Annotated in this window: 18 protein-coding genes and 1 pseudogene; 16 read left to right on the top strand and 3 right to left on the bottom strand. The window is 58.3% G+C overall.

The features are described from left to right. A pseudogene (locus AC4ANE_RS19495) lies at positions 1-504 on the bottom strand (PAAR domain-containing protein); the annotation flags it as partial. Between the two features lie 236 nt (positions 505-740). On the opposite strand from AC4ANE_RS19495, the gene AC4ANE_RS19490 reads away from it, so the two are divergent. The 16 genes from AC4ANE_RS19490 (at position 741) to AC4ANE_RS19415 (ending at position 18,165) form a co-directional block, all read left to right on the top strand. Next, a complete protein-coding gene (locus tag AC4ANE_RS19490) occupies positions 741-1,631 on the top strand; it encodes an NAD(+) kinase (protein ID WP_002554505.1) in 891 nt (296 codons plus the stop codon). Beyond that, positions 1,631-2,602, top strand: coding sequence for a metallophosphoesterase (locus AC4ANE_RS19485; RefSeq protein ID WP_002554504.1), 972 nt, complete (start codon positions 1,631-1,633; stop codon positions 2,600-2,602). The genes AC4ANE_RS19490 and AC4ANE_RS19485 overlap by 1 nt, the downstream gene beginning before the upstream one ends. Next, positions 2,599-3,471, top strand: a complete 873-nt coding sequence (locus AC4ANE_RS19480) for a rhomboid family intramembrane serine protease (protein ID WP_002554503.1) — start codon at positions 2,599-2,601, stop codon at positions 3,469-3,471. The genes AC4ANE_RS19485 and AC4ANE_RS19480 overlap by 4 nt, the downstream gene beginning before the upstream one ends. Positions 3,472-3,499: 28 nt before the next feature. After that, positions 3,500-3,760: a YeaC family protein gene (locus AC4ANE_RS19475; protein ID WP_002554502.1), complete on the top strand. Its 261-nt coding sequence runs from the start codon at positions 3,500-3,502 to the stop codon at positions 3,758-3,760. Further along, positions 3,757-4,590 (top strand): DUF2797 domain-containing protein, encoded by an 834-nt coding sequence (locus tag AC4ANE_RS19470; RefSeq protein ID WP_004665926.1) that lies wholly within the window; start codon positions 3,757-3,759, stop codon positions 4,588-4,590. The genes AC4ANE_RS19475 and AC4ANE_RS19470 overlap by 4 nt, the downstream gene beginning before the upstream one ends. 12 nt (positions 4,591-4,602) lie before the next feature. After that, on the top strand, positions 4,603-7,269 hold the full coding sequence (pepN, locus tag AC4ANE_RS19465) for an aminopeptidase N (RefSeq protein WP_002554500.1): 2,667 nt from the start codon (positions 4,603-4,605) through the stop codon (positions 7,267-7,269). Positions 7,270-7,504: 235 nt separating this feature from the next. Beyond that, positions 7,505-8,158, top strand: a complete 654-nt coding sequence (locus tag AC4ANE_RS19460; protein ID WP_002554499.1) for a YjfI family protein — start codon at positions 7,505-7,507, stop codon at positions 8,156-8,158. Positions 8,159-8,184: 26 nt separating this feature from the next. Beyond that, positions 8,185-8,892, top strand: a complete 708-nt coding sequence (locus tag AC4ANE_RS19455; protein ID WP_002554498.1) for a PspA/IM30 family protein — start codon at positions 8,185-8,187, stop codon at positions 8,890-8,892. A gap of 30 nt (positions 8,893-8,922) precedes the next feature. Further along, complete coding sequence (locus tag AC4ANE_RS19450; RefSeq protein WP_002554497.1) at positions 8,923-9,477, top strand: rhomboid family intramembrane serine protease; 555 nt, start codon at positions 8,923-8,925, stop codon at positions 9,475-9,477. Positions 9,478-9,557: 80 nt separating this feature from the next. Beyond that, on the top strand, positions 9,558-10,223 hold the full coding sequence (locus AC4ANE_RS19445) for a DUF2491 family protein (protein ID WP_002554496.1): 666 nt from the start codon (positions 9,558-9,560) through the stop codon (positions 10,221-10,223). A gap of 13 nt (positions 10,224-10,236) precedes the next feature. Next, entirely contained in the window at positions 10,237-10,662 is a 426-nt protein-coding gene (locus tag AC4ANE_RS19440; protein WP_031595452.1) for a DUF350 domain-containing protein, read from the top strand. Between the two features lie 27 nt (positions 10,663-10,689). Further along, complete coding sequence (locus AC4ANE_RS19435; protein WP_002554494.1) at positions 10,690-11,436, top strand: DUF1190 domain-containing protein; 747 nt, start codon at positions 10,690-10,692, stop codon at positions 11,434-11,436. A gap of 11 nt (positions 11,437-11,447) precedes the next feature. Continuing rightward, complete coding sequence (locus AC4ANE_RS19430) at positions 11,448-12,605, top strand: glutathionylspermidine synthase family protein (protein ID WP_002554493.1); 1,158 nt, start codon at positions 11,448-11,450, stop codon at positions 12,603-12,605. Between the two features lie 504 nt (positions 12,606-13,109). Beyond that, positions 13,110-14,465, top strand: coding sequence for a DUF1329 domain-containing protein (locus AC4ANE_RS19425; RefSeq protein ID WP_460408471.1), 1,356 nt, complete (start codon positions 13,110-13,112; stop codon positions 14,463-14,465). Positions 14,466-14,697: 232 nt separating this feature from the next. Then, positions 14,698-15,747, top strand: coding sequence for a WD40/YVTN/BNR-like repeat-containing protein (locus AC4ANE_RS19420; protein WP_080718877.1), 1,050 nt, complete (start codon positions 14,698-14,700; stop codon positions 15,745-15,747). Between the two features lie 27 nt (positions 15,748-15,774). Next, positions 15,775-18,165 (top strand): efflux RND transporter permease subunit, encoded by a 2,391-nt coding sequence (locus tag AC4ANE_RS19415; protein WP_031595448.1) that lies wholly within the window; start codon positions 15,775-15,777, stop codon positions 18,163-18,165. Between the two features lie 249 nt (positions 18,166-18,414). On the opposite strand, the gene AC4ANE_RS19410 is transcribed toward AC4ANE_RS19415, so the two are convergent. Beyond that, positions 18,415-19,128 (bottom strand): FadR/GntR family transcriptional regulator, encoded by a 714-nt coding sequence (locus AC4ANE_RS19410; protein WP_002554489.1) that lies wholly within the window; start codon positions 19,126-19,128, stop codon positions 18,415-18,417. 93 nt (positions 19,129-19,221) lie between these two features. Further along, positions 19,222-20,964 (bottom strand): IlvD/Edd family dehydratase, encoded by a 1,743-nt coding sequence (locus AC4ANE_RS19405; protein ID WP_002554488.1) that lies wholly within the window; start codon positions 20,962-20,964, stop codon positions 19,222-19,224. Positions 20,965-21,170: the final 206 nt, after the last annotated feature.

Raw genomic sequence — 21,170 nt, 5'->3', positions numbered from 1 at the left:
GTTCATCTCGTCAGCGATGTAGCGGGTCAGTTCTTCCATTTGATCCGGGTGGTTGCAGGCTGGCGCTATGGCCGTGTTGGAAGTTGCAGATGAGAACAGTGCTTCAGCCGCTTTGGCTTTCTCCTGCAACCCAGGGTCGTTCACAAGCTGATTCAGCTTCGGTTCGTCCAGTGTGCCGTCCTTGCGAAGGATGCCGAGCCTGGAGAAATCGATGGCTGGGCCAGCGGCATCGCCGAAGTCGGAGCCGCCACCCACATCGGGGCTGCCGGAAATGATCGTTCCGCCGTGGCTGGTCGGGCTGCCCAGGTGGGCCATCGGGCGACCGTTGATGAGGATCGAGGGAAAGCCGGTAACGATCACCGCGCCGCAGCCGCACATATCGCCTACTCTGGCGGCGGATATGCCGTTGATCAGGGTGTCGGAGGAGGCTGTGACAATCGGGGTGCAACCGTGGCCCGGCAACGGGCAGAGGTGCATGTCGCCCTGGCGGCCTGAGGGAATCATGTGTCGTCCTTAGGTGTATTGAAAACGGACGAAGCTAATGAATACCTTGTGTGGGGTATGTAAGGAAAATCCGGTTTTTTTGCGGGAATTCGCTCATTCGTTCAGAGCCAATCTGCTGATTGAAGCGCTTCGTGATGAGGCGTTTCGCTTGATCTTTACGTGCCGGTTTGCTGCTACCGGGCCGTTTCGCCCATAATCGCTGTTTTAAGTCGTCTCGAAACCGCAGCAGGAGCCTCATGGAGCAATTTCGCAATATCGGCATCATCGGTCGCCTGGGCAGTGTTCAGGTGCTCGATACCGTTCGCCGACTCAAGAGATTCCTGCTGGACCGCCACCTGCACGTCATTCTTGAAGAGACGATTGCCGAAGTCCTGCCCGGTCATGGCCTGCAAACCTCGTCGCGCAAGATGCTCGGTGAAGTCTGTGACATGGTCATCGTGGTCGGTGGCGATGGCAGCCTGTTAGGGGCAGCACGGGCACTGGCCAGGCACAACGTTCCGGTGCTGGGTATCAACCGCGGCAGCCTGGGCTTTTTGACCGACATTCGTCCTGACGAACTGGAGGTCAAATGCGCTGAAGTGCTCGACGGGCACTATCTGGTCGAAAACCGCTTCCTGCTTCAGGCCGAAGTGCGCCGCCACGGCGAGGCCATCGGTCAGGGCGATGCGCTCAACGACGTTGTGCTGCACCCCGGCAAATCCACGCGCATGATCGAGTTCGAGATCTATATAGATGGTCAGTTTGTGTGCAGTCAGAAGGCCGATGGCCTTATCGTCGCCACGCCGACCGGATCGACAGCCTATGCGCTGTCGGCGGGCGGGCCGATCATGCATCCCAAGCTCGACGCCATCGTCATCGTGCCGATGTACCCGCACACCTTGTCCGGGCGGCCCATCGTGGTCGACGGCAATAGCGAGCTGAAAATCGTGGTGTCCAAGGACATGACCATTTATCCGCAAGTGTCCTGCGATGGCCAGAATCACTTTACCTGCGCACCGGGTGACACCATCACGGTCAGCAAGAAACCGCAGAAGCTGCGTCTGATTCACCCGCTGGATCACAATTATTACGAAGTCTGCCGCACCAAGCTTGGCTGGGGCAGCAAGCTCGGCGGCGGGGGCGATTAATGCTCGATCCGGCGCGTGGCTACGATCTGATCGGTGACGTGCACGGGTGCGCCCATACCCTGGAGCACTTGCTGGAGCTTCTCGGCTACCGTCTGCAGGCTGGCGTCTGGCGTCACCCTGAGCGCGTTGCAATTTTCCTCGGCGACATCATTGACCGTGGCCCGCGTATTCGCGAGTCGCTGCATATCGTCCGCGATATGGTTCAGGCCGGTCATGCCCTGTGCATCATGGGCAACCATGAGTTCAACGCGCTGGGCTGGATGACGCCAGCCTTGCCGGAAAGCGGTCATGAGTTCGTGCGTGAGCACACCCCGCGCCATGCCCGGCTGATCGGCGAAACCCTGGCGCAGTTCGAGCGCTACCCGGATGAATGGAGCGAGTTCGTCAACTGGTTCTATGAGCTGCCGCTGTACATGGACGCCGGTCGCTTCAGGGTGGTGCATGCCTGCTGGGATGCGACTCTGATCGATCCGTTGCGCGGCCTGCATGGCACCGGCTGTATCGACAAGCATTTTGTCCAGGCCTCGGCAGTGCCCGGCAGCTTCGCCAGCAATGTCTTCAACCGTCTGCTGCGCGGCACCGACATGCGTTTGCCGCACGGTCTTACCCTGACCGGCGGCGACGGGCTGACCCGCGAGTTCTTTCGTACCAAGTTCTGGGAAGATGACCCGCAGACCTATGGCGACGTGGTATTTCAGCCCGACGCGCTGCCTGAAGGCGTAGCCAAGACCCCGCTGTCCACGTCGGAAAAAAACGCATTGCTGCGTTACGGTATCAATGAGCCGCTGCTGTTTGTCGGTCATTACTGGCGCAGCGGCGTCCCCGCGCCTATCCGGCCTAATCTGGCCTGTCTGGATTACAGCGCCGTGCTCTATGGCAAGCTGGTCGCCTATCGGCTGGATCAGGAAACACAGATCGACCCGGACAAGTTCGTCTGGGTCGACGTGCAGCGTCCCGAGGTTTCACAATGAGTGCTGTTGCAGTACTGCGGTTGCCGTTGACCACCAACCTGAGCGGCTTTGTCAGCCTGTTGCAGCGCTTGCGGATTCCCCACAGGGTCAGCGAAGAGGCTGGCGAGCAGGTGCTTTGGGTGCCGGATGCGCCGCAACTGGCCGATGAAGTGCGCGAGTTGTACACGCGCTTCCCTGAAGGGGACGAGCATTTTCAACTGGCGCAAGACGCCCCAAACGTGACGTACAAGTCGCCGGGCCTGATCGAGCAGCTACGCAACAGCCCGGTAACGGCCCTGGTGTTGCTGGTCACCCTGCTGGTGGCGGGCATGACGCTGCTGGGCGACAACCTCGAAGTCATCCGCTGGCTGACCTTTCAGGGTTTCCGGATCAGTGGCGAGTACGCGACGTTTCTGCCGTTGTCCGACAGCCTGGCCGCCGGGCAATGGTGGCGGATCGTCTCACCGATGCTGATTCACTTCGGCATCCTGCACCTGGCCATGAACGGCATGTGGTTCTGGGAACTGGGCAGGCGCATCGAAATTCGTCAGGGCGGTCTGTCTTTATTGCTGCTCACGCTGCTGTTTTCAGCTGTTTCAAATTACGTGCAGTACCTGTTCAGCGGCCCAAGCCTGTTTGGCGGACTGTCCGGCGTGCTGTACGGCCTGCTCGGGCATTGCTGGATTTTCCAGATGCTGGCGCCCAACCCGGTCTATCGCCTGCCGCGCGGGGTATTGATCATGATGCTCATCTGGCTGGCGCTATGCCTGTCCGGCCTGGTGAGCATGCTCGGTTTCGGCGAGATCGCCAACGGCGCGCATGTCGGCGGTCTGATCATCGGTTGTGCTACCGGCCTGGTCGGCGGTGCGATTGCGCGCCGCAAGTCGTAAAATTACCCGCTATTTTCTGGAGTGCGCCATGTCGTCTTTTATAGAAATGATCGAAAACATCACCCCGGATATCTACGAAAGCCTGAAGCTGGCCGTGGAAATCGGCAAATGGTCCGATGGCCGCAAGCTTACTCAGGAACAGCGTGAGCTGTCGTTGCAGGCGCTGATCGCCTGGGAAGTGCAGAACCTGCCGGAAGACCAGCGCACGGGCTACATGGGGCCGCAGGAATGCGCCTCCAAATCAGCGCCAGTGCCCAATATCCTGTTCAAATCGGATGCTATTCATTGATCGAAATTGGTCGCGGAGCAGTCAACAAAATGTCGGCGCGTCAGGATGATGCGTCATGTGTGCAATACGCTTTTCGTCTGGGCGAGACCGAGATTGCGGTCAACCCGCTGATCGGCAAGACGCTGCGCCTGGAGTTTCTTGGTGCCATTCATTGCAGTCATTGCGGGCGCAAGACCAAGTCCAGTTACAGCCAGGGCTACTGCTACCCGTGCATGCTCAAGCTGGCGCAATGCGACATGTGCATCATGAGCCCGGAAAAATGCCATCACGATCAGGGCACCTGTCGCGATCCGGCATGGGGCGAACAGTTCTGCATGACCGATCACATCGTCTACCTGGCCAATTCGTCAGGCGTGAAGGTCGGTATTACCCGGTCCACGCAGTTGCCGACCCGCTGGCTGGATCAGGGCGCAAGTCAGGCGTTGCCGATTCTGCGTGTGGCCACCCGTCAGCAGTCCGGCTTTGTCGAAGACCTGCTGCGCAGTCAGGTGGCCGACCGTACCAACTGGCGTGCGCTGCTCAAAGGTGATGCCCAGCCGGTCGATCTCAAGGCCATTCGCCAGGAATTGTTCGACAGTTGCGGCGCGGGCCTGCTGGGATTGCAAGAACGATTCGGTCTGCAAGCCATCCAATTGCTACATGACGCCGAGCCTGTCGAGTTTCGTTACCCGGTCGAGGCGTATCCGACCAAGATTGTCAGCTTCAACCTGGACAAGAACCCGATTGCCGAAGGCACGCTGCTGGGGATCAAGGGCCAATACCTGATTTTCGATACCGGCGTGATCAATATTCGCAAGTACACGGCCTATCAGCTGGCCGTGCATCAGTAGAAGGATTCCAGCATGCGCACCGAGCAACCGAAAATGATTTACCTGAAGGACTACCAGGCTCCCGAGTACCTCATCGATGAGACGAACCTGACCTTCGAACTGTTCGACGACCACTCGCTGGTCCACGCCCAACTGGTCATGCGCCGCAACCCCGAGCGTGGCGCAGGCCTGCCGCCGCTGGTGCTGGACGGTCAGCATCTGGAACTGGTCTCGGTCAAACTGAACGATGTGGAGCTGAGCGCTGCGGATTATCAACTGACAGAAGATCACCTGACGCTGCATCCGCAAGCCGAAAGCTTCACGGTCGACAGCACCGTGCGCATTCATCCTGAAACCAATACCGCGCTGGAAGGCCTGTACAAATCCAGCGGCATGTTCTGCACCCAGTGCGAGGCCGAAGGCTTTCGCAAGATTACCTACTACCTCGACCGCCCCGACGTGATGAGCAAGTTCACTACCACGCTCAGCGCCGACAAGCAGAATTTCCCTATTCTGCTCTCCAACGGCAATCCGATTGCCAGTGGTGAAGAAGAGGGTGGACGGCACTGGGCGACGTGGGAAGACCCATTCATGAAGCCGGCTTACCTGTTCGCGCTGGTGGCCGGTGATCTGTGGTGCATCGAAGACACCTTTACCACCATGGGCCAGCGGGAAGTCACCCTGCGCATCTATGTCGAGCCAGAAAACGTCGACAAGTGCCAGCACGCCATGACCAGCCTGAAGAAATCCATGCGCTGGGATGAAGAAACCTACGGTCGTGAGTATGACCTGGACATCTTCATGATTGTCGCGGTCAACGACTTCAACATGGGCGCGATGGAGAACAAGGGCCTCAATATCTTCAACTCCAGTGCCGTACTGGCGCGTGCCGAGACTGCGACCGATGCCGCGCATCAGCGGGTCGAAGCGATCGTTGCCCACGAATACTTCCACAACTGGTCGGGCAACCGCGTGACCTGCCGTGACTGGTTCCAGCTGTCGCTCAAGGAAGGCTTCACGGTGTACCGCGACGCCGGTTTCTCGGCGGACATGAACTCGGCCACGGTCAAGCGTATTCAGGACGTTGCTTACCTGCGAACTCACCAGTTTGCCGAAGACGCAGGCCCGATGGCCCACGCAGTGCGTCCGGACAGCTTCATCGAAATCTCCAACTTCTACACCCTGACCGTTTACGAAAAGGGTTCGGAAGTGGTTGGCATGCTCCACACCCTGCTGGGCGCCGAAGGCTTCCGCAAGGGCAGTGATCTGTATTTTGAACGCCATGACGGCCAGGCCGTGACCTGCGACGACTTCATCAAGGCCATGGAAGACGCCAACGGCGTCGACCTGACCCAGTTCAAGCGCTGGTACAGCCAGGCGGGTACGCCGCGTCTGGCGGTCAGCGAGTCGTATGACGCTGCTGCGAAAACCTACAGCCTGACTTTCCGGCAGAGCTGCCCAAGCACACCAGGCCAGCCTGGCGATCAGAAACAGCCGTTTGTGATTCCGGTCGAACTGGGGCTGCTGGACAGCAAAGGCGGCGAGATTGCTCTGCGTCTGGCGGACGAAACCGCAGCTTCCAGCACCACGCGAGTGCTCTCGGTTACCGGGTCCGAGCAGACCTTCACCTTCGTTGACGTTGCCGAAAAGCCACTGCCGTCACTGCTGCGCGGTTTCTCTGCGCCGGTCAAGCTGAGCTTCCCGTATGACCGTGATCAACTGATGTTCCTGATGCAACACGACAGCGACGGTTTCAACCGTTGGGATGCCGGTCAGCAACTGTCGGTTCAGGTATTGCAGGAGCTGATCGGTCAGCACCAGCAAGGTCAGGCACTGGTCATGGACCAGCGTTTGATCACTGCGCTGGGCACCGTGCTGGCGGATGAGCGTCTGGATCAGGCGATGGTCGCAGAAATGCTCTCGTTGCCGGGTGAGGCTTATCTCGCCGAGATCAGCGAGGTGGCGGATGTCGATGCCATTCACGCCGCTCGCGAATTTGCTCGCCAACAACTGGCCGATGGCCTGTTTGACAGTCTGCTGACACGCTACAAGGCCAACCGCGAGGTATCCAGGGCCACGCCATACGTCGCCGAGTCCACGCATTTCGCCCGTCGCGCGCTGCAGAACATTGCGCTGTCGTACCTGATGCTTAGCGGCAAACCTGAAGTACTGGCGGCGACCATCGACCAGTTCGATACCAGTGACAACATGACCGAGCGCCTGACTGCGCTGGCGGTGCTGGTCAATTCGCCGTTTACGGCCGAACGCGACAAAGCGCTCGCCGTGTTCGCCGAGAACTTCAAGAGCAACGCGCTGGTCATGGATCAATGGTTCAGCGTACAGGCGGCCAGCACTCAGCCGGGCGGCCTGCAACGCGTGCAGGAACTGATGAAGCATCCTGCATTCAGCATCAAGAACCCGAACAAGGTCCGCGCCCTGATCGGTGCATTTGCCGGGCAGAACCTGATCAATTTCCACGCAGCGGACGGCTCCGGCTATCGCTTCCTCGCGGACCTTGTGATCGAGCTGAACGCCCTGAACCCGCAGATCGCCTCCCGCCAATTGGCACCACTGACCCGCTGGCGCAAATACGACAGCGCCCGTCAGGCGCTGATGAAGGCCGAGCTGGAGCGTATCCTCGCCTCCGGCAAACTGTCGGCGGACGTGTATGAAGTGGTGAGTAAAAGCCTGGCTGAATAAGGGTTGCCCAGTGCCTGACAGGCACTTGTGAGAAAGGCGCTGTCCGCTGATGCGGACAGCGCTTTTTTTTGGAGTGTGCGTCGCCGTGCGGTGTTTTGACTATCGTGCCAACGCGGGGCGTGGGAACGAGAATTTTGGCGTCCATAAAAATCTCACATGTGATGCGTATCTATCTTCAAAAACATCTGATACGTTGCTCACCTGATCCACGGCCAGCAGCAAGGGGGAAGCGCCAATGCCTCGTAAAACCCAGGGCGATAACGCAGCGGTCCCGGCCAAGGCTCCGAAGAGCTCCACCGATTACATGCGTGAAATGCGTCTGCGACTCAAAGAGGCGGGGCTGGTCAAGCGGGAATTCTGGATCCGGCCCGAGAACGTCGATGCCCTGCGTGGCATTGAAAAAGCCTTAAGACAGCCCTTTTTGGGCGACAGAATAAAACTGGAGGATTTCATGACCGAGAATACCCACTGGACCATCAGCTCTCTGCAGAAGGCACTTTGCGAACTGGAGCTGGTGACGAATGGAAAGATCGAGCTCGATGTAACCGAGGGTGATGCCTCGGGCATCAGGCTGACCATGGCCGAGTATGGCGATCTGCCGATTTATATCGCGGTGGAAGGCGAGCAGATTCTGGCTGACGCGACCTTGATCGAGGTGAACAAGATCAAGAACGTGCAGGCGTTCAACGATGTCGTCCTGCGCAGCCGCGATCTGTTTCCGCTGTCATCGGTCGGTATCGAAAAGCTGGGTGACGGTCAGGAAGTCTACTGCCTGTTTGGCGCGTTGAGCGCAGCATCGTCGCTCACAGTAGTCGTGCAGGAAATCCTTACCCTCGCGGACAACGTGATCCGTGCGGCCGATGCTTTTGAAGATCATTTCATCTACTGAACAGCGCTGTCAGGCGGAGAACATTCATGACTACGAGTATCTGGAAAAAACTGGTGACCGCCGTTCGTGGTGGCGCTTCCGAAGTGGGCGAGTCGATTGCCGATGCCAATGCCATCCGCATTCTGGATCAGGAAATTCGTGACGCCGACAATGCGCTGGTCAAGGCCCGCGACGGGCTGATTACCATCAAGGCCAAGCACAAGCTTTCGGCACAGCGTCTTGAAGAACACGCCACCAGCATCGCCAACTGGGAAGGCCGCGCCATGCAGGCTCTGAACAAGGGTGAAGAAGCGCTGGCTGTGGAGTGCGCGAACAAGATCGCCGAGATCGAGGCCCTGCGTGATCAGGAGCAGGAACTGGCCGATCAGTTCAACAAGCAGGTCAGCCTGCTGCAAGAACAGGTGGTCAAGGCCGAATCGCGAATCAAGAGCCTCAAGCAGCAGGTCGAGATGGCCAAGGCCCGTGAAACCGTGCAAAAAGCTCGCGTTGCAACGGCCACTGCAACCGGTGGTGCCAGCGGCGCAGTCGAAACCGCAGTAGGCTCGCTGGCGCGTCTCAAGCAACGTCAGGATGAACAGGACGCCAAGCTCGAAGCGGCCGAAGAACTGGCCAGCCAGTCCAGCGGCAGCGATCTGGAGCGTCGTCTGCAGGATGCCGGTATTGGTGCCAAAAGTGGCGGTGCGCAAGATGTGCTGGCACGTCTGAAAGCCAAAAACCAGACGCCGGCTCAGTAAGCGAAGCCACAGGGCAGGCGAGGGTGGTGAATGGAGTTTTCCAAACGACTCAAGGTCATCCTCGCCCTGGCAGCAGTTATGATTGCGGTGCAAGTGCTGAACTCGATCACCGGCAACGGCCTGATTCATTTCGGTATCATTCCGCGCAATGCGACCGGGTTGCGCGGCATTGTGTTTGCGCCTTTTCTGCACGGTTCGATTCAGCACTTGCTCAGCAACCTGCTGCCGTTCATTGTGCTGAGCTGGCTGGTCGCCACTGAGGGTGTCAGGCGTTATGCATGGGTCGCCGGGCTGGTCTGTCTGCTGGGCGGGTTGCTGGTGTGGAGCTTCGGTCGCAGCAATATCCATGTCGGTGCGAGCGGTCTGATTTTTGGTTTGTGGGCTTACCTGCTCGCGCGGGCATGGTATCAGCGCAGTATCGCCAGCGTGCTGGTCGCGCTGTTGGTACTGGCGGGCTACAGCGGACTGGTTTTCGGCTTTGTCCCGGTAGCTGGCATATCGTTTGAATCACATATTGCCGGCGCACTGGCGGGTATTTGTGTAGCGTGGCTGATGCATTCCAAGGCATTGCTGGCGCAGAAGTGAGCCAGTCTTTTGAACAGTGTGTTTATTCCGGTTAAAGACATGTCCATACCGGCTCCAGTCGACTTCAAGGGAACTGCACTATGAGTTGGTTCAAACGTGCCATGGGGCTGGAAGCACCCAAGGCATCAGGTCGTGATGGCGTGCAATCCGTCAGCACGGTCAGCCCGTTAGGGTTGGCGTCCGGTCGCATGTTATGTCTGGACAGCTCGTTGAAGCTGTTGCTCGACGGGCATTCGCAAGTGGTTGTCCCAGACGATGAAAAGGTCTGGGCCGTGGGGCGCGTAGATCTGGGCCAGTCGATGGCGTTGCATCGCTTCTACCTGGATAATGAGGACTACTTCCTGCAGGTGGTCAGCAACGGCCCCAATCCGGAAGACGTGCAGGACATTATTCTGTTCGGTTACTACAGCGCCGAGCCGATCACCAGCAAGGATGAGTTGCTGCGCCTGACCGGTCCGTCGTCGAAGATCGGCCTGCCCACCTACGAACACGATGGCGAGGTATTCGAACGGCAATGGGGCACGTCGCCCGGCCAGACCGAGCTGACGCCACTGGATGAGGACATTGTCAGCCCTGATGCTGCGTATCGCGTCAAACACCTGAGCATGCTGTATGCCCGCGAAACGGGGCTGATCAACCGCCGCGAGTTTCTGCTGTTTTCCGTCGAGGAAGACGAAGAGGGCAGCATTACCCTCACCACGGCCGTTGGCATAACGCTGCAATCCACTGATATCAACGTTCTTTGACAAGGAAATCTTCATGATCGACGCGCTGCGTATGTCGCTCAATGCCCCTGCCGTGATTGGCTTCGTCATGTACATTCTGGTTGCGGCCATTCTGTTCGCCCTGTTCCAGTTCATCTACAGCAGGATCACGCCGCACAAGGAATTTGCGCTGATTCGCGAGAACAACAGTGCTGCCGCGTTGGCGTTGGGCGGTTCGCTGATCGGTTTCGCGCTGCCAGCCAGCAACATCATCAGTTACAGCATCAGCATTCTGGATGTGATCGTCTGGGTGGTGATTGCAGCCGTTGTGCAACTGCTGGCGTTCGGTGTTACCAGCCTGGTGCTCAAGGGCCTGTCGACACGTATTGCCAAGGGCGAAATGGCTGCCGCCATTTACTCGGCCAGCGTCGCAATCAGCGTCGGTCTTCTCAACGCAGCCTGCATGACCCCTTCGGTCTGACGGCAGCCTTGAACAAGGAGACTCACGATGAGACGCAGTTCAGTAAAGCTGGTACTTGCCAGCACGCTTCCGCTGGCCCTTGCCGGGTGTGGCCCGTCGCAAGACAAGGATACTTTCAACGCGCAGGCCAACTTCAGTTCGGTGCAGGAGTGCGTTGATGCCAAGGTGCCGGTAAATGTCTGTTCGGATGCCTACATGCAGGCGCTGTCCGACCATCGCCGCATCGCGCCGACCTATGATGACAAGGCGTCTTGCGACGCGGACTTTGTACCGGATTATTGCCAGGTCACTTCGGATGGCAAGTACATGCCGAAACTCGGCGGCTTTGAGCTGGGTTTTTCCGGGCGTGTGCCCAAAGAGGCGCTGGACCGGGCCAATCAGGAAGTCGCCCAGTCCGCTCCCGCAGGCATGAGCGGCACCACCGGGCTGATGGCCGGTCTGCTGATCGGTAATCTGCTCAGCAATGGCTTCGGCAACAATCGCTATTACTCGCAACCTATCTACCAGACGCGCGATGACCGCGGCGGTTACTACAGCTCGTCCTTGCCAAGTCAGATTGATCGCGGCAAAACCTTTGGCCGTTCGACCCAGGCGCAATCCAGTCCGGATCGCAGCTATGGCAAGAGCACACTGGGGCGAAACCTGGGCAGTTCGGGCTCCGGCTCGTCCTCGGTGTCGTCGACTATCTCGCGCGGCGGCTTCGGCAGCCAGGCCTCGGCACGCAGTGGCTGGGGCGGCAAGAGCAGCGGTGGCAGCAGCAGTTTCGGAGGCTGACGGTCCGGGCCATGAAAAAGATCAGTATCGAGGAACGCCCGGACTGGCGCGCAACGGCGGAACGTGAAGGGTTCAACTTTCATACCATCGATGGCGAGCGCTATTGGGATGAGCGCGGGTATTATCTATTCACCGAGCAGCAGATTACCCGCGACCTTGAAGTGCCTACCCAGGAACTTCACCAGATGTGTCTGGACGCAGTCGCGCGGGTGGTGGACAGCGAAGAGTTGTTGCACCGCCTGGCGATTCCGGAAGCGTTCTTTGATGTGATCCGCGCGTCATGGAAACAGGGGCATCCACACCTTTACGGGCGCTTCGACTTTGCCTACGACGGCACGGGCCCGGCAAAGATGTACGAAATCAATGCTGATACGCCCACCAGTCTGATGGAGGCAGGTGCGTTCCAGTTGCTCTGGCTGGACGAGCAGATGGCGCGCGGTGTTCTGCCCGCGCATGCCAGCCAGTTCAATTCGATTGCCGAGGATCTTGTTCGGGCGTTTGCCGAGTTTCCGGGGGCGAGCCCGTTCTACTTTTCGGCGATGTCCGGCTCTGTCGAGGACCGTGGTACTACCGACTTTCTGCGGCGCATGGCTGCGCACGTGGGCATTGATGCCCGGCATATCGATATCGAGGACATCGGGCTCAGTGCCGAGGGGCGTTTTGTCGACCTGGACGGACGCTGGATCGAGCGGCTGTTCAAGCTTCACGCCTGGGAACATATCTTTCACGAGGAGTTTGGCCAGCACGTTCCAGCCAGTGGCACTCAGTTCGTTGAACCTGCCTGGAAGTCGATTCTCAGCAACAAGGGAATTCTGCCGTTGTTGTGGCAGTTCAATGAGGGCCATCCGAACCTGCTGCCTTCGCGCGTCGATCAGGACCCGAGCAGACCGGTTCCCAAGGGCTGGGTACGCAAACCCTACTTTTCTCGTGAAGGTGCCAACATTGAAATGCGCACGCCTGGCGATCAGGTGATTTCAGTCGATGGGCCTTACACTGATGCGCCTTATATTTTGCAGGCGTACTCGCCGCTGCCGCGATTCGGTGACAGCTACACGCTGATCGGCTCCTGGGTCATCGGCGACCTTGCCTCCGGAATCGGCATTCGCGAAGACGACAGTCTGATCACCAAGGACACCAGCCGGTTCCTGCCCCACGTGGTCATCGACTGAACGCTGCTTATTCTCAATAAGTGTTACTTGTCCAATACACGTAACACCCTCGCTGTTACCGAACGTTTATCGAGTCCGCAATGACCGGTATCAACCGGTTATATTTTGATGCTATGTCTGACAATCAAACAGGCTGTACTCGTGTTTTTAATTCTGGCGATACAGAAGGTCCGTTAATGAATTGATCTGTACCGGCTCTCTATGTTGATCTGTATGTTGACGCTTATTGGCATTCGCGTTGCATTACTGCGGACAACTCTGGGTGCCTGCTGTGTCGGTCATCTTGTAAAGTATCGTAAGTTTAGGAAGTTTCCTACAGACTCTTGCCTGACCTCCACAGTGTTCGCGGGATCAATAATTACATTGACGGGTTCATCCGTTTAATAAGTCTTTATGAACGGACGGTAAGTTTATTCGTCTCTCACGACACCTCGTTTACATCGCAAATACTATCGGCCTGAGTTCGGACACTTGTCCCGGACAGGCCACGCAAGGAGAGCCCACATGCTCATGAAACAACTGCCGGGGTTCGCGCTGGCGATGCTGCTCGCGCTCAACACCAGTCTGGCAGCTGAGGCTACGCTGCTCGGAAACCGCCTGACACCGCTGGGAGGCGAGGTGGCGGGTAACGCAGCAGGGACCATCCCGCCATGGCGCGGCGGAATCACTCGGCCTCCGCCTGGATACAAGGGCTCAGGTACGCGGCATGTCGACCCGTATGCCGCAGACAAGCCCTTGTTCACTATTACGCACGCCAATATGCAGCACTATCGCAGCTACCTGACACCTGGGCAGGTGGCGATGTTCGAAACCTGGCCTGATAGTTATCAGATGCCGATATACACCACCCGACGTTCCGGGTCGGCACCGCAATGGGTGTACGATAATACACGGCATAATGCACAAAACGCCCGGTTGATCGGTGGCGGTAACGGTTTTATCGATGCCTATGGCGGCATTCCATTTCCTGTTCCGGAAAAGGGTATTCAGGCTGTGTGGAATCATATTGCCCGCTATCGCGGTCATTACGTGGTGCGAGGGACTTCGGAGGTCGCCATACAGCGTGACGGCAGTTTCAAATTAAACACCTCGCGTCAGAAAGTGCTGTTCCGCTTTTATGACCCCGCGGGCAGTTTTGCCAGTCTGGATAATGTGCTGTTTTATTACCTGTCGTTTATCCAGTGCCCGACCCGCATGGCCGGTTCCGCCGTGCTGGTCCATGAAACACTTGATCAGGTGCAGGAGCCTCCGCAAGCGTGGGCTTACAGTGCTGCGCAACGTCGGGTGAGACGGGCGCCGAGTCTGGCTTACGATATGCCGATCCCGGCCTCCGAGGGGTTGCGTACCGCAGATGATACCGACATGTTCAATGGTTCGCCGGACCGTTACGAGTGGACGTTGCTGGGCAAACGCGAAATTTATATTCCTTACAACAATTACCGGATATCCAGCCCTGATATTACCTACCGACAGTTATTGCAGGTCGGCCACCTCAACCCGGCTTATACACGCCATGAGTTGCATCGTGTATGGGTGGTGGAGGGCAGGCTCAAACCTACCGCGCGGCACGTCTACTCCCGGCGCACGCTGTACCTGGATGAAGACAGCTGGCAGGCCGCAGTTGTCGATCAATATGACGGCAGAGGGCAATTGTGGCGGGTCTCCATGGCGTACCTGAAAAACTATTACGAGCTACCGACCACCTGGTCTGCACTGGACGTTTTCCATGACTTGCAGGCACGCCGTTACCACGTACAGAGCCTGGACAATCAGGAGCCCGGCACCAGTGATTTCTCCCAGCCTGTGCCCAGCGTAAATGCCTTCAAACCCGCCGCATTGCGTCGCCGGGGTATTCACTGACAGGCGTCTGGGGAAGCTGCGCGATTAACCATCGTGATGATCCATCAATCACATTCGTGCGCTTAACAAAAGATAACGACATGTCGATTGTCAGGCATTTGCAAAGCTGCCTAGGATGAACGGTCTTCCACACAGGTAAAGCCGGACGGCTGTGGACGTCCGGGGCAATACGAGTCGGTTGATACCCGCAGTTGATAGCAGCCACCTGATAATAATAAGAGCGGAGAAGTTCATGCGTGCCCCTTTCCATCGACGCATCCGGTTATACGCGGGCCTGCCCCTGGCGATTTTTACTTCATGTTGTTTTGCCGTCCCTGCAACGGCCGGGTCCGACTCTGCATCGACATCAGCCGCTGCTGCAGACAAGGCTGTTTATGCTGTCGAATCGGCCAGAGCCTCACGCGGTTTGTTGCTGGACGTCGCCCATGCCGGCGCACGGCTGGTCGTGGTGGGTGATCATGGGCATATTCTGTTCTCCGACGATCAAGGCAAGACCTGGAGCCAGGCTCGCGTGCCGACCCGCCAGCTGTTGACGGCTGTGTTTTTCGTGGATGAACAGCATGGCTGGGCGGTGGGTCATGACGCACAGATACTGGCCAGTAACGATGGTGGCAAGAGCTGGGGCAAGCAGTTCGAGGACTTGAAGCGCGAGGCGCCACTGCTGGACGTCTGGTTCAAGGACCTCGACACCGGTTTTGCCGTGGGCGCTTACGGTGCGCTGTTGAGCACCGTTGATGGCGGTCAGCATTGGGAAGATGTCAGCGAGCGGCTGGACAACGAAGACCAGTATCACCTGAACAGCATTGCTCAGGTCAAAGACGCAGGCCTGTTCATTGTCGGCGAGGCGGGCAGCATGTTTCGCTCAAGTGACCAGGGGCAGACCTGGGAGAAACTCGAAGGCCCCTATCAAGGCTCGCTATTCGGCGTGATCGGCACGGCTCAGCCTTCTACGCTGCTGGCTTATGGTTTGCGCGGCAATCTGTTTCGTTCCAGCGATTTTGGTGACAGCTGGCAGCCTATAGAACTGAAGGGCGCACGCGGCCCGGTCGAGTTCGGTCTGGCCAGCGCCACATTGCTGGCCGATGGTTCGCTGGTGCTGGTCGGTAACGGCGGTAGCGTCATGCGCAGCAATGATGATGGCGAAACGTTCAAGGTGTTCAATCGGCCCGATCGCATCTCGCTGGCCGGGGTCACCGGCAACCTTCAAGGCAATCTGATTCTGGTAGGACAAGGCGGCGTGCGCGTCACCTCGCCGACGGGCGCCGATACGACCCAACAATAAGACCTTTCAGGGCGGGGACATTCCGGCATGAGCACTGTTCAACACACGCAACACTCGGACGAAAAGGCAACCTTCCTTGAACGCCTGATTTTCAATCATCGCCCTGCGGTGATTATCCTTTGTCTGCTGGCGAGTATTTTTCTGTTCTGGCAGGCCACGCAGGTTCGGCCTTCCACCAGTTTCGAAAAAATGATCCCCCTGTCTCATCCGTTCATTCAGAACATGATGAAGCACCGCAACGATCTGGCGAACCTGGGCAATACCGTGCGCATCTCTGTCGAGGCGGTGGATGGCGATATTTTCTCCAAAGAGTACATGGAGACCCTGCGCCAGATCAGTGACGAGGTGTTTTACATTCCCGGGGTGGACCGCTCCGGTCTCAAATCCCTCTGGAGCCCCAGCGTGCGCTGGACCGAAGTGACGGAAGAGGGATTTGCGGGGGGCGAAGTCATACCGCAGAGTTACAACGGCTCGGACGCCAGTCTGGATCAGTTACGCAACAACGTGCTCAAGTCCGGGCAGGTCGGGCGACTGGTCGCCAACGATTTCAGGTCGAGCATCATTGAGGTTCCGCTGCAGGAGTCTTACCCGGACCCGGCCGATCAGGGCAAGTTGCTGGCGCTGGACTACCAGCAATTCTCTCATCAGCTTGAAGAGAAGATCCGCGACAAATACCAGGTACAAAACCCCCATATCAAGATTCATATCGTCGGTTTCGCCAAGAAAGTCGGCGACTTGATTGACGGTCTGTTCATGGTGGTGATGTTCTTTGGCATCGCGTTTCTGATCACTCTGGTATTGCTGATCTGGTTCACCCGTTGTATCCGCAGTACCGTGGCGGTTCTGAGCACCACGCTCATTGCGGTGATCTGGCAACTGGGGCTGATGCACGTCGTCGGCTTCGGTATTGACCCGTATTCGATGCTGGTGCCGTTTCTGATTTTTGCTATCGGCATCTCTCACGGCGTGCAGAAAATCAACGGTATCGCCCTGCAATCCAGCGAGGCCGAAAACGCTCTGACTGCTGCGCGTCGCACGTTTCGTCAGCTGTTTCTGCCGGGCATGATCGCCATTCTGGCTGATGCCGTCGGGTTCATCACGTTGCTGATCATCGACATCGGCGTGATCCGCGAACTGGCCATCGGCGCGTCCATAGGCGTTGCGGTGATCGTGTTCACCAACCTGATTCTGTTGCCCGTGGCCATTTCCTACGTGGGTATCAGCAAACGGGCGGTGAGCCGTAGCAAGCAGGATGCGGTCTGCGAGCATCCTTTCTGGCGACTGCTGTCGAACTTTGCCAGTGCCAAAGTCGCGCCGGTGTCGATTGTGTTGGCGTTGCTGGCCTTCGGTTGCGGGCTCTGGTACAGCCAGAACCTGAAGATCGGTGATCTGGACCAGGGCGCCCCTGAGCTGCGCCCTGACTCGCGCTATAACAAGGACAACGCGTTCATCATTAATCACTACTCGACCAGTTCCGATGTGCTGGTGGTCATGGTCAAGACAGCCCCCGAGGGCTGCTCGGCGTATTCGACTATGTCAGCGATCAACGAACTGGCCTGGAAGATGGAAAACACCCAAGGCGTGCAGTCAGCCATTTCGCTGGTGACCGTTTCCAAGCAGGTCATCAAGGGCATGAACGAGGGCAACCTGAAGTGGGAAAGCCTGTCGCGCAACAAAGACGTGCTGAACAACTCCATCGCCCGCGCTGATGGTTTGTACAACACCGACTGTTCCCTGGCCCCGCTGCTGGTATTCCTCAACGACCATAAAGCCGAAACCCTGGACCGTGCCGTACATGCCGTCCAGGACTTCGCCAAAGAGAACGACACGCCGGACCTGCAGTTCCTGCTGGCCGCAGGCAATGCCGGGATCGAGGCCGCGACCAACGAGGTCATCAGGCAGTCCGAGCTGGTCATTCTGGTGCTGGTCTACCTCTGCGTGGCAGCCATGTGCATGATCACTTTCCGCTCATGGGCCGCGACCCTGTGCATCGTCCTGCCGCTGGTGCTGACCTCGGTGCTGGGTAACGCGCTGATGGCGTTCATGGGCATCGGCGTCAAGGTCGCGACCCTGCCGGTTGTGGCGTTGGGAGTGGGGATTGGTGTCGATTACGGCATCTACATCTACAGCCGCCTGGAAAGCTTCCTGCGCGCCGGTCTGCCGCTGCAGCAAGCCTATTACGAAACCCTGAAGTCCACCGGCAAGGCCGTGCTGTTTACTGGCCTTTGCCTGGCCATTGGTGTGTGCACCTGGATCTTCTCGGCAATCAAGTTTCAGGCCGACATGGGCCTGATGCTGACCTTCATGCTGCTGTGGAACATGTTCGGCGCACTGTGGCTGCTGCCCGCGCTGGCACGGTTTCTGATCAAGCCGGAGAAGATGGCGGGGAAGGTGGGCAATTCGTTGTTTTCGCATTAAGGCCGTGGCGGCCTGTAACTCCGGGTCCTTTTAACTATCGTGCCAATGCTCCGGCGTTGGCATGCAGTTCGTGACGCTCTGCGTCATTAATTCGTATCGCGCCGCTTACTTGGGACAGGATGCAGAGCTTCCAGAACGGCATTCCCACGCGGCACGTTGGAATGATGACTTACGCTTCAATATGACTTGCGTCTCTAATAAACACGGCGAATACACAGGCTCAACGAGTTATCGACTCAGTCGAGCCAATCAACCGCCACCCAGCACCACACTCAGCGCATTGCGCGCATCGTCCAGTTGCACCAGCGAAGCATGGCGTGCGCCCAGCGCGTCGCGGTTCTGGATGGCGGTGAGGATTGCCTTGTGACGAGGCATGGCCAGTTCGTGCAGGTTGGGGCGTTTGTTGGAGTATTTGAGCGCTTCACGCAACGCCAGCGACAGCATGTTGCACAAGTGCGCCAGCAGGTCGTTATGGGTGGCATCGGCGATGCGGCTGTGGAAGTCGAGATCGGGTTGCAGCAGGTCTTCCGGGGTCGGTGCGGCCTCCATACGCAGGTAGGCTTCGTGAATCGACTCGATTTCTGCGTCCGTGGCATGTTGCGCAGCCAGTGCTGCAACAGCCGGTTCGATGACTGCGCGAACACTGGTCAGCAGGTTGAAGAATTCATTCTGCGGCGAACTTTGCATCACCCAGTGCAGCACATCCGGGTCCAGCAGGTGCCATTCGCGTCGGGCCTTGACCACCGTGCCGACACGCGGCCGCGAGTAGACCAGCCCCTTGGCGACCAGAACCCGTGTGGCTTCGCGCAGTACCGGGCGGCTGACGGCGTACTCTTCACAGAGCAGCGCTTCGGCAGGCAGCTTTTCGTCAGGCTTGAAACGGCCGGATACGATTTGCATGCCCAGTTCCTGGACAATGCGCGCGTGCATGCTTTTTCGGTCGGAAGGCTTTCGATAATCCATGAGAGCGCAATTGGGTCCTGGCAGTGATTGCTGGGCATCATACCATCGCACAACAGTGACGGCGGTCGCCAGAACAAGGGACCGCCGCTTCTTTTAGTGCGAGTGGCGAGGCACTTCTGAACCTCTGCAACCGACCAGAAAGTCGAAGTCGCAGCCTTGATCCGCCTGCATCACACGGTCCACGTACAGTTGGCGATAGCCACCGAGTAACAGCTGCTGCGGTGCCTGCCAATCGGCGAGGCGTGCCGCCAGTTCGGCTTCCGGGATGTCCAGATGCAGACGTCCGCCAGCGCAGTCCAGCTCGATCCAGTCACCTTCCTTGACCACGGCCAATGGCCCGCCGGCTGCGGCTTCCGGTGCCACATGCAAAACCACTGTGCCGTAGGCCGTGCCGCTCATACGTGCATCGGAAATACGCACCATGTCAGTCACGCCCTGCGCCAGCAGCTTGGCTGGCAAGCCCATGTTGCCGACCTCGGCCATGCCGGGATAACCCTTGGGGCCACAGTTCTTGAGGACCATGACCGACGTGGCGTCGATGTCCAGATCCGGATCGTTGATCCGCGCCTTGTACATTTCAAAGTTCTCGAACACCACCGCCCGGCCCCGATGCTGCATCAGTGCTGGCGTGGCGGCAGACGGTTTGAGCACTGCGCCGAGGGGGGCGAGGTTGCCGCGCAATACGCAGATACCGCCATCGGCGCGAATCGGATTGTCCAGCGCACGGATTACCTGGTCCTCGCCATAGATCGGTGAATTGCAGGTGTTTTCGCCAATGCTTTTACCATTGACCGTAAGTGCGTCCGGATTGGGCAGCAAATTGGCTTCGTTCATGCGCCGCAGCACGGCAGGCAGGCCACCGGCGTAGTAAAACTCTTCCATCAGGAAGCGCCCTGAGGGTTGCAGGTCGACGATGGTCGGCATACCGCGGCCCATGCGCGACCAGTCGTCCAGGTCCAGGTCGACGCCGATGCGCCCGGCAATCGCCTTCAGGTGAATAACGGCGTTGGTCGAACCGCCAATGGCCGCATTGACCCGGATGGCGTTTTCGAATGCGGCCTTGGTGAGAATCTTTGACAGGCGCAGGTCTTCACGAACCATGTCCACCGCACGCATGCCGGACATGTGGGCCAGCACGTAACGTCGCGAATCCACCGCAGGAATGGCGGCGTTGTGTGGCAATGAAGTGCCCAGCGCTTCGGCCATGCAGGCCATGGTCGAGGCCGTGCCCATTGTGTTGCAGGTGCCTGCCGAGCGAGACATGCCGGCTTCGGCGGACAGGAATTCATCCAGGCTGATGGTGCCGGCCTTGTAGGACTCATGCATCTGCCAGACGATGGTGCCGGCGCCGATGTCCTTGCCCTGATGCTTGCCGTTGAGCATCGGTCCGCCAGTCACGACGATGGCAGGGATGTCGCAACTGGCGGCACCCATCAGCAGGGCAGGCGTGGTTTTGTCACAGCCAGTCAGCAGCACGACGCCATCGATGGGGTTGCCGCGAATCGCTTCTTCAACGTCCATGCTCGCCAGGTTGCGAGTGAACATTGCGGTAGGGCGCAGGTTGGATTCGCCGTTGGAAAACACCGGAAACTCGACCGGCCAGCCGCCTGCTTCGATCACGCCACGTTTGACGTGTTCGGCGATCTGCCGGAAATGCGCGTTGCAGGGGGTCAACTCCGACCAGGTATTGCAAATGCCGATGATCGGTTTGCCCTGGAACTGATGGTCGGCAATACCCTGATTCTTCATCCAGCTACGGTACATGAAGCCATTCTTGTCAGCGGTGCCAAACCACTGGGCAGAACGGAGGGTCGGTTTTTTATCGGAGTCAGACATGATCGGCTCTCTTATTGTAAGACTTAATGGCGATGCTGCTGGCTAAGGTAAGCCTAAAAAACGCGTATTGGAAGAGTTGTCAGTTCAAATAGTATTACTATATAGTCAGTCGTAGACGAGGGATCATCCTGGCATATGTGCAGCTTCATTCGGCACCCAGTCACAGAGGTGATCCCCGCAGGTTCCATAACAAAAACAATGGGAGA

The sequence above is a fragment of the Pseudomonas sp. Pme6b genome, assembly GCF_058129925.1.
Note: the sequence above shows the minus strand (reverse complement) of the source record. Positions and strands in the feature narration are given on the sequence as shown.

Coding starts and splice junctions, on each gene's coding strand:
- pepN (WP_002554500.1), top strand. CDS start 4,603: ATGCGCACCGAGCAACCGAAAATGATTTACCTGAAGGACTACCAGGCT.
- AC4ANE_RS19420 (WP_080718877.1), top strand. CDS start 14,698: ATGCGTGCCCCTTTCCATCGACGCATCCGGTTATACGCGGGCCTGCCC.
- AC4ANE_RS19490 (WP_002554505.1), top strand. CDS start 741: ATGGAGCAATTTCGCAATATCGGCATCATCGGTCGCCTGGGCAGTGTT.
- AC4ANE_RS19425 (WP_460408471.1), top strand. CDS start 13,110: ATGCTCATGAAACAACTGCCGGGGTTCGCGCTGGCGATGCTGCTCGCG.
- AC4ANE_RS19445 (WP_002554496.1), top strand. CDS start 9,558: ATGAGTTGGTTCAAACGTGCCATGGGGCTGGAAGCACCCAAGGCATCA.
- AC4ANE_RS19435 (WP_002554494.1), top strand. CDS start 10,690: ATGAGACGCAGTTCAGTAAAGCTGGTACTTGCCAGCACGCTTCCGCTG.
- AC4ANE_RS19485 (WP_002554504.1), top strand. CDS start 1,631: ATGCTCGATCCGGCGCGTGGCTACGATCTGATCGGTGACGTGCACGGG.
- AC4ANE_RS19450 (WP_002554497.1), top strand. CDS start 8,923: ATGGAGTTTTCCAAACGACTCAAGGTCATCCTCGCCCTGGCAGCAGTT.
- AC4ANE_RS19415 (WP_031595448.1), top strand. CDS start 15,775: ATGAGCACTGTTCAACACACGCAACACTCGGACGAAAAGGCAACCTTC.
- AC4ANE_RS19440 (WP_031595452.1), top strand. CDS start 10,237: ATGATCGACGCGCTGCGTATGTCGCTCAATGCCCCTGCCGTGATTGGC.
- AC4ANE_RS19405 (WP_002554488.1), bottom strand. CDS start 20,964: ATGTCTGACTCCGATAAAAAACCGACCCTCCGTTCTGCCCAGTGGTTT.
- AC4ANE_RS19455 (WP_002554498.1), top strand. CDS start 8,185: ATGACTACGAGTATCTGGAAAAAACTGGTGACCGCCGTTCGTGGTGGC.
- AC4ANE_RS19430 (WP_002554493.1), top strand. CDS start 11,448: ATGAAAAAGATCAGTATCGAGGAACGCCCGGACTGGCGCGCAACGGCG.
- AC4ANE_RS19480 (WP_002554503.1), top strand. CDS start 2,599: ATGAGTGCTGTTGCAGTACTGCGGTTGCCGTTGACCACCAACCTGAGC.
- AC4ANE_RS19460 (WP_002554499.1), top strand. CDS start 7,505: ATGCCTCGTAAAACCCAGGGCGATAACGCAGCGGTCCCGGCCAAGGCT.
- AC4ANE_RS19410 (WP_002554489.1), bottom strand. CDS start 19,128: ATGGATTATCGAAAGCCTTCCGACCGAAAAAGCATGCACGCGCGCATT.
- AC4ANE_RS19475 (WP_002554502.1), top strand. CDS start 3,500: ATGTCGTCTTTTATAGAAATGATCGAAAACATCACCCCGGATATCTAC.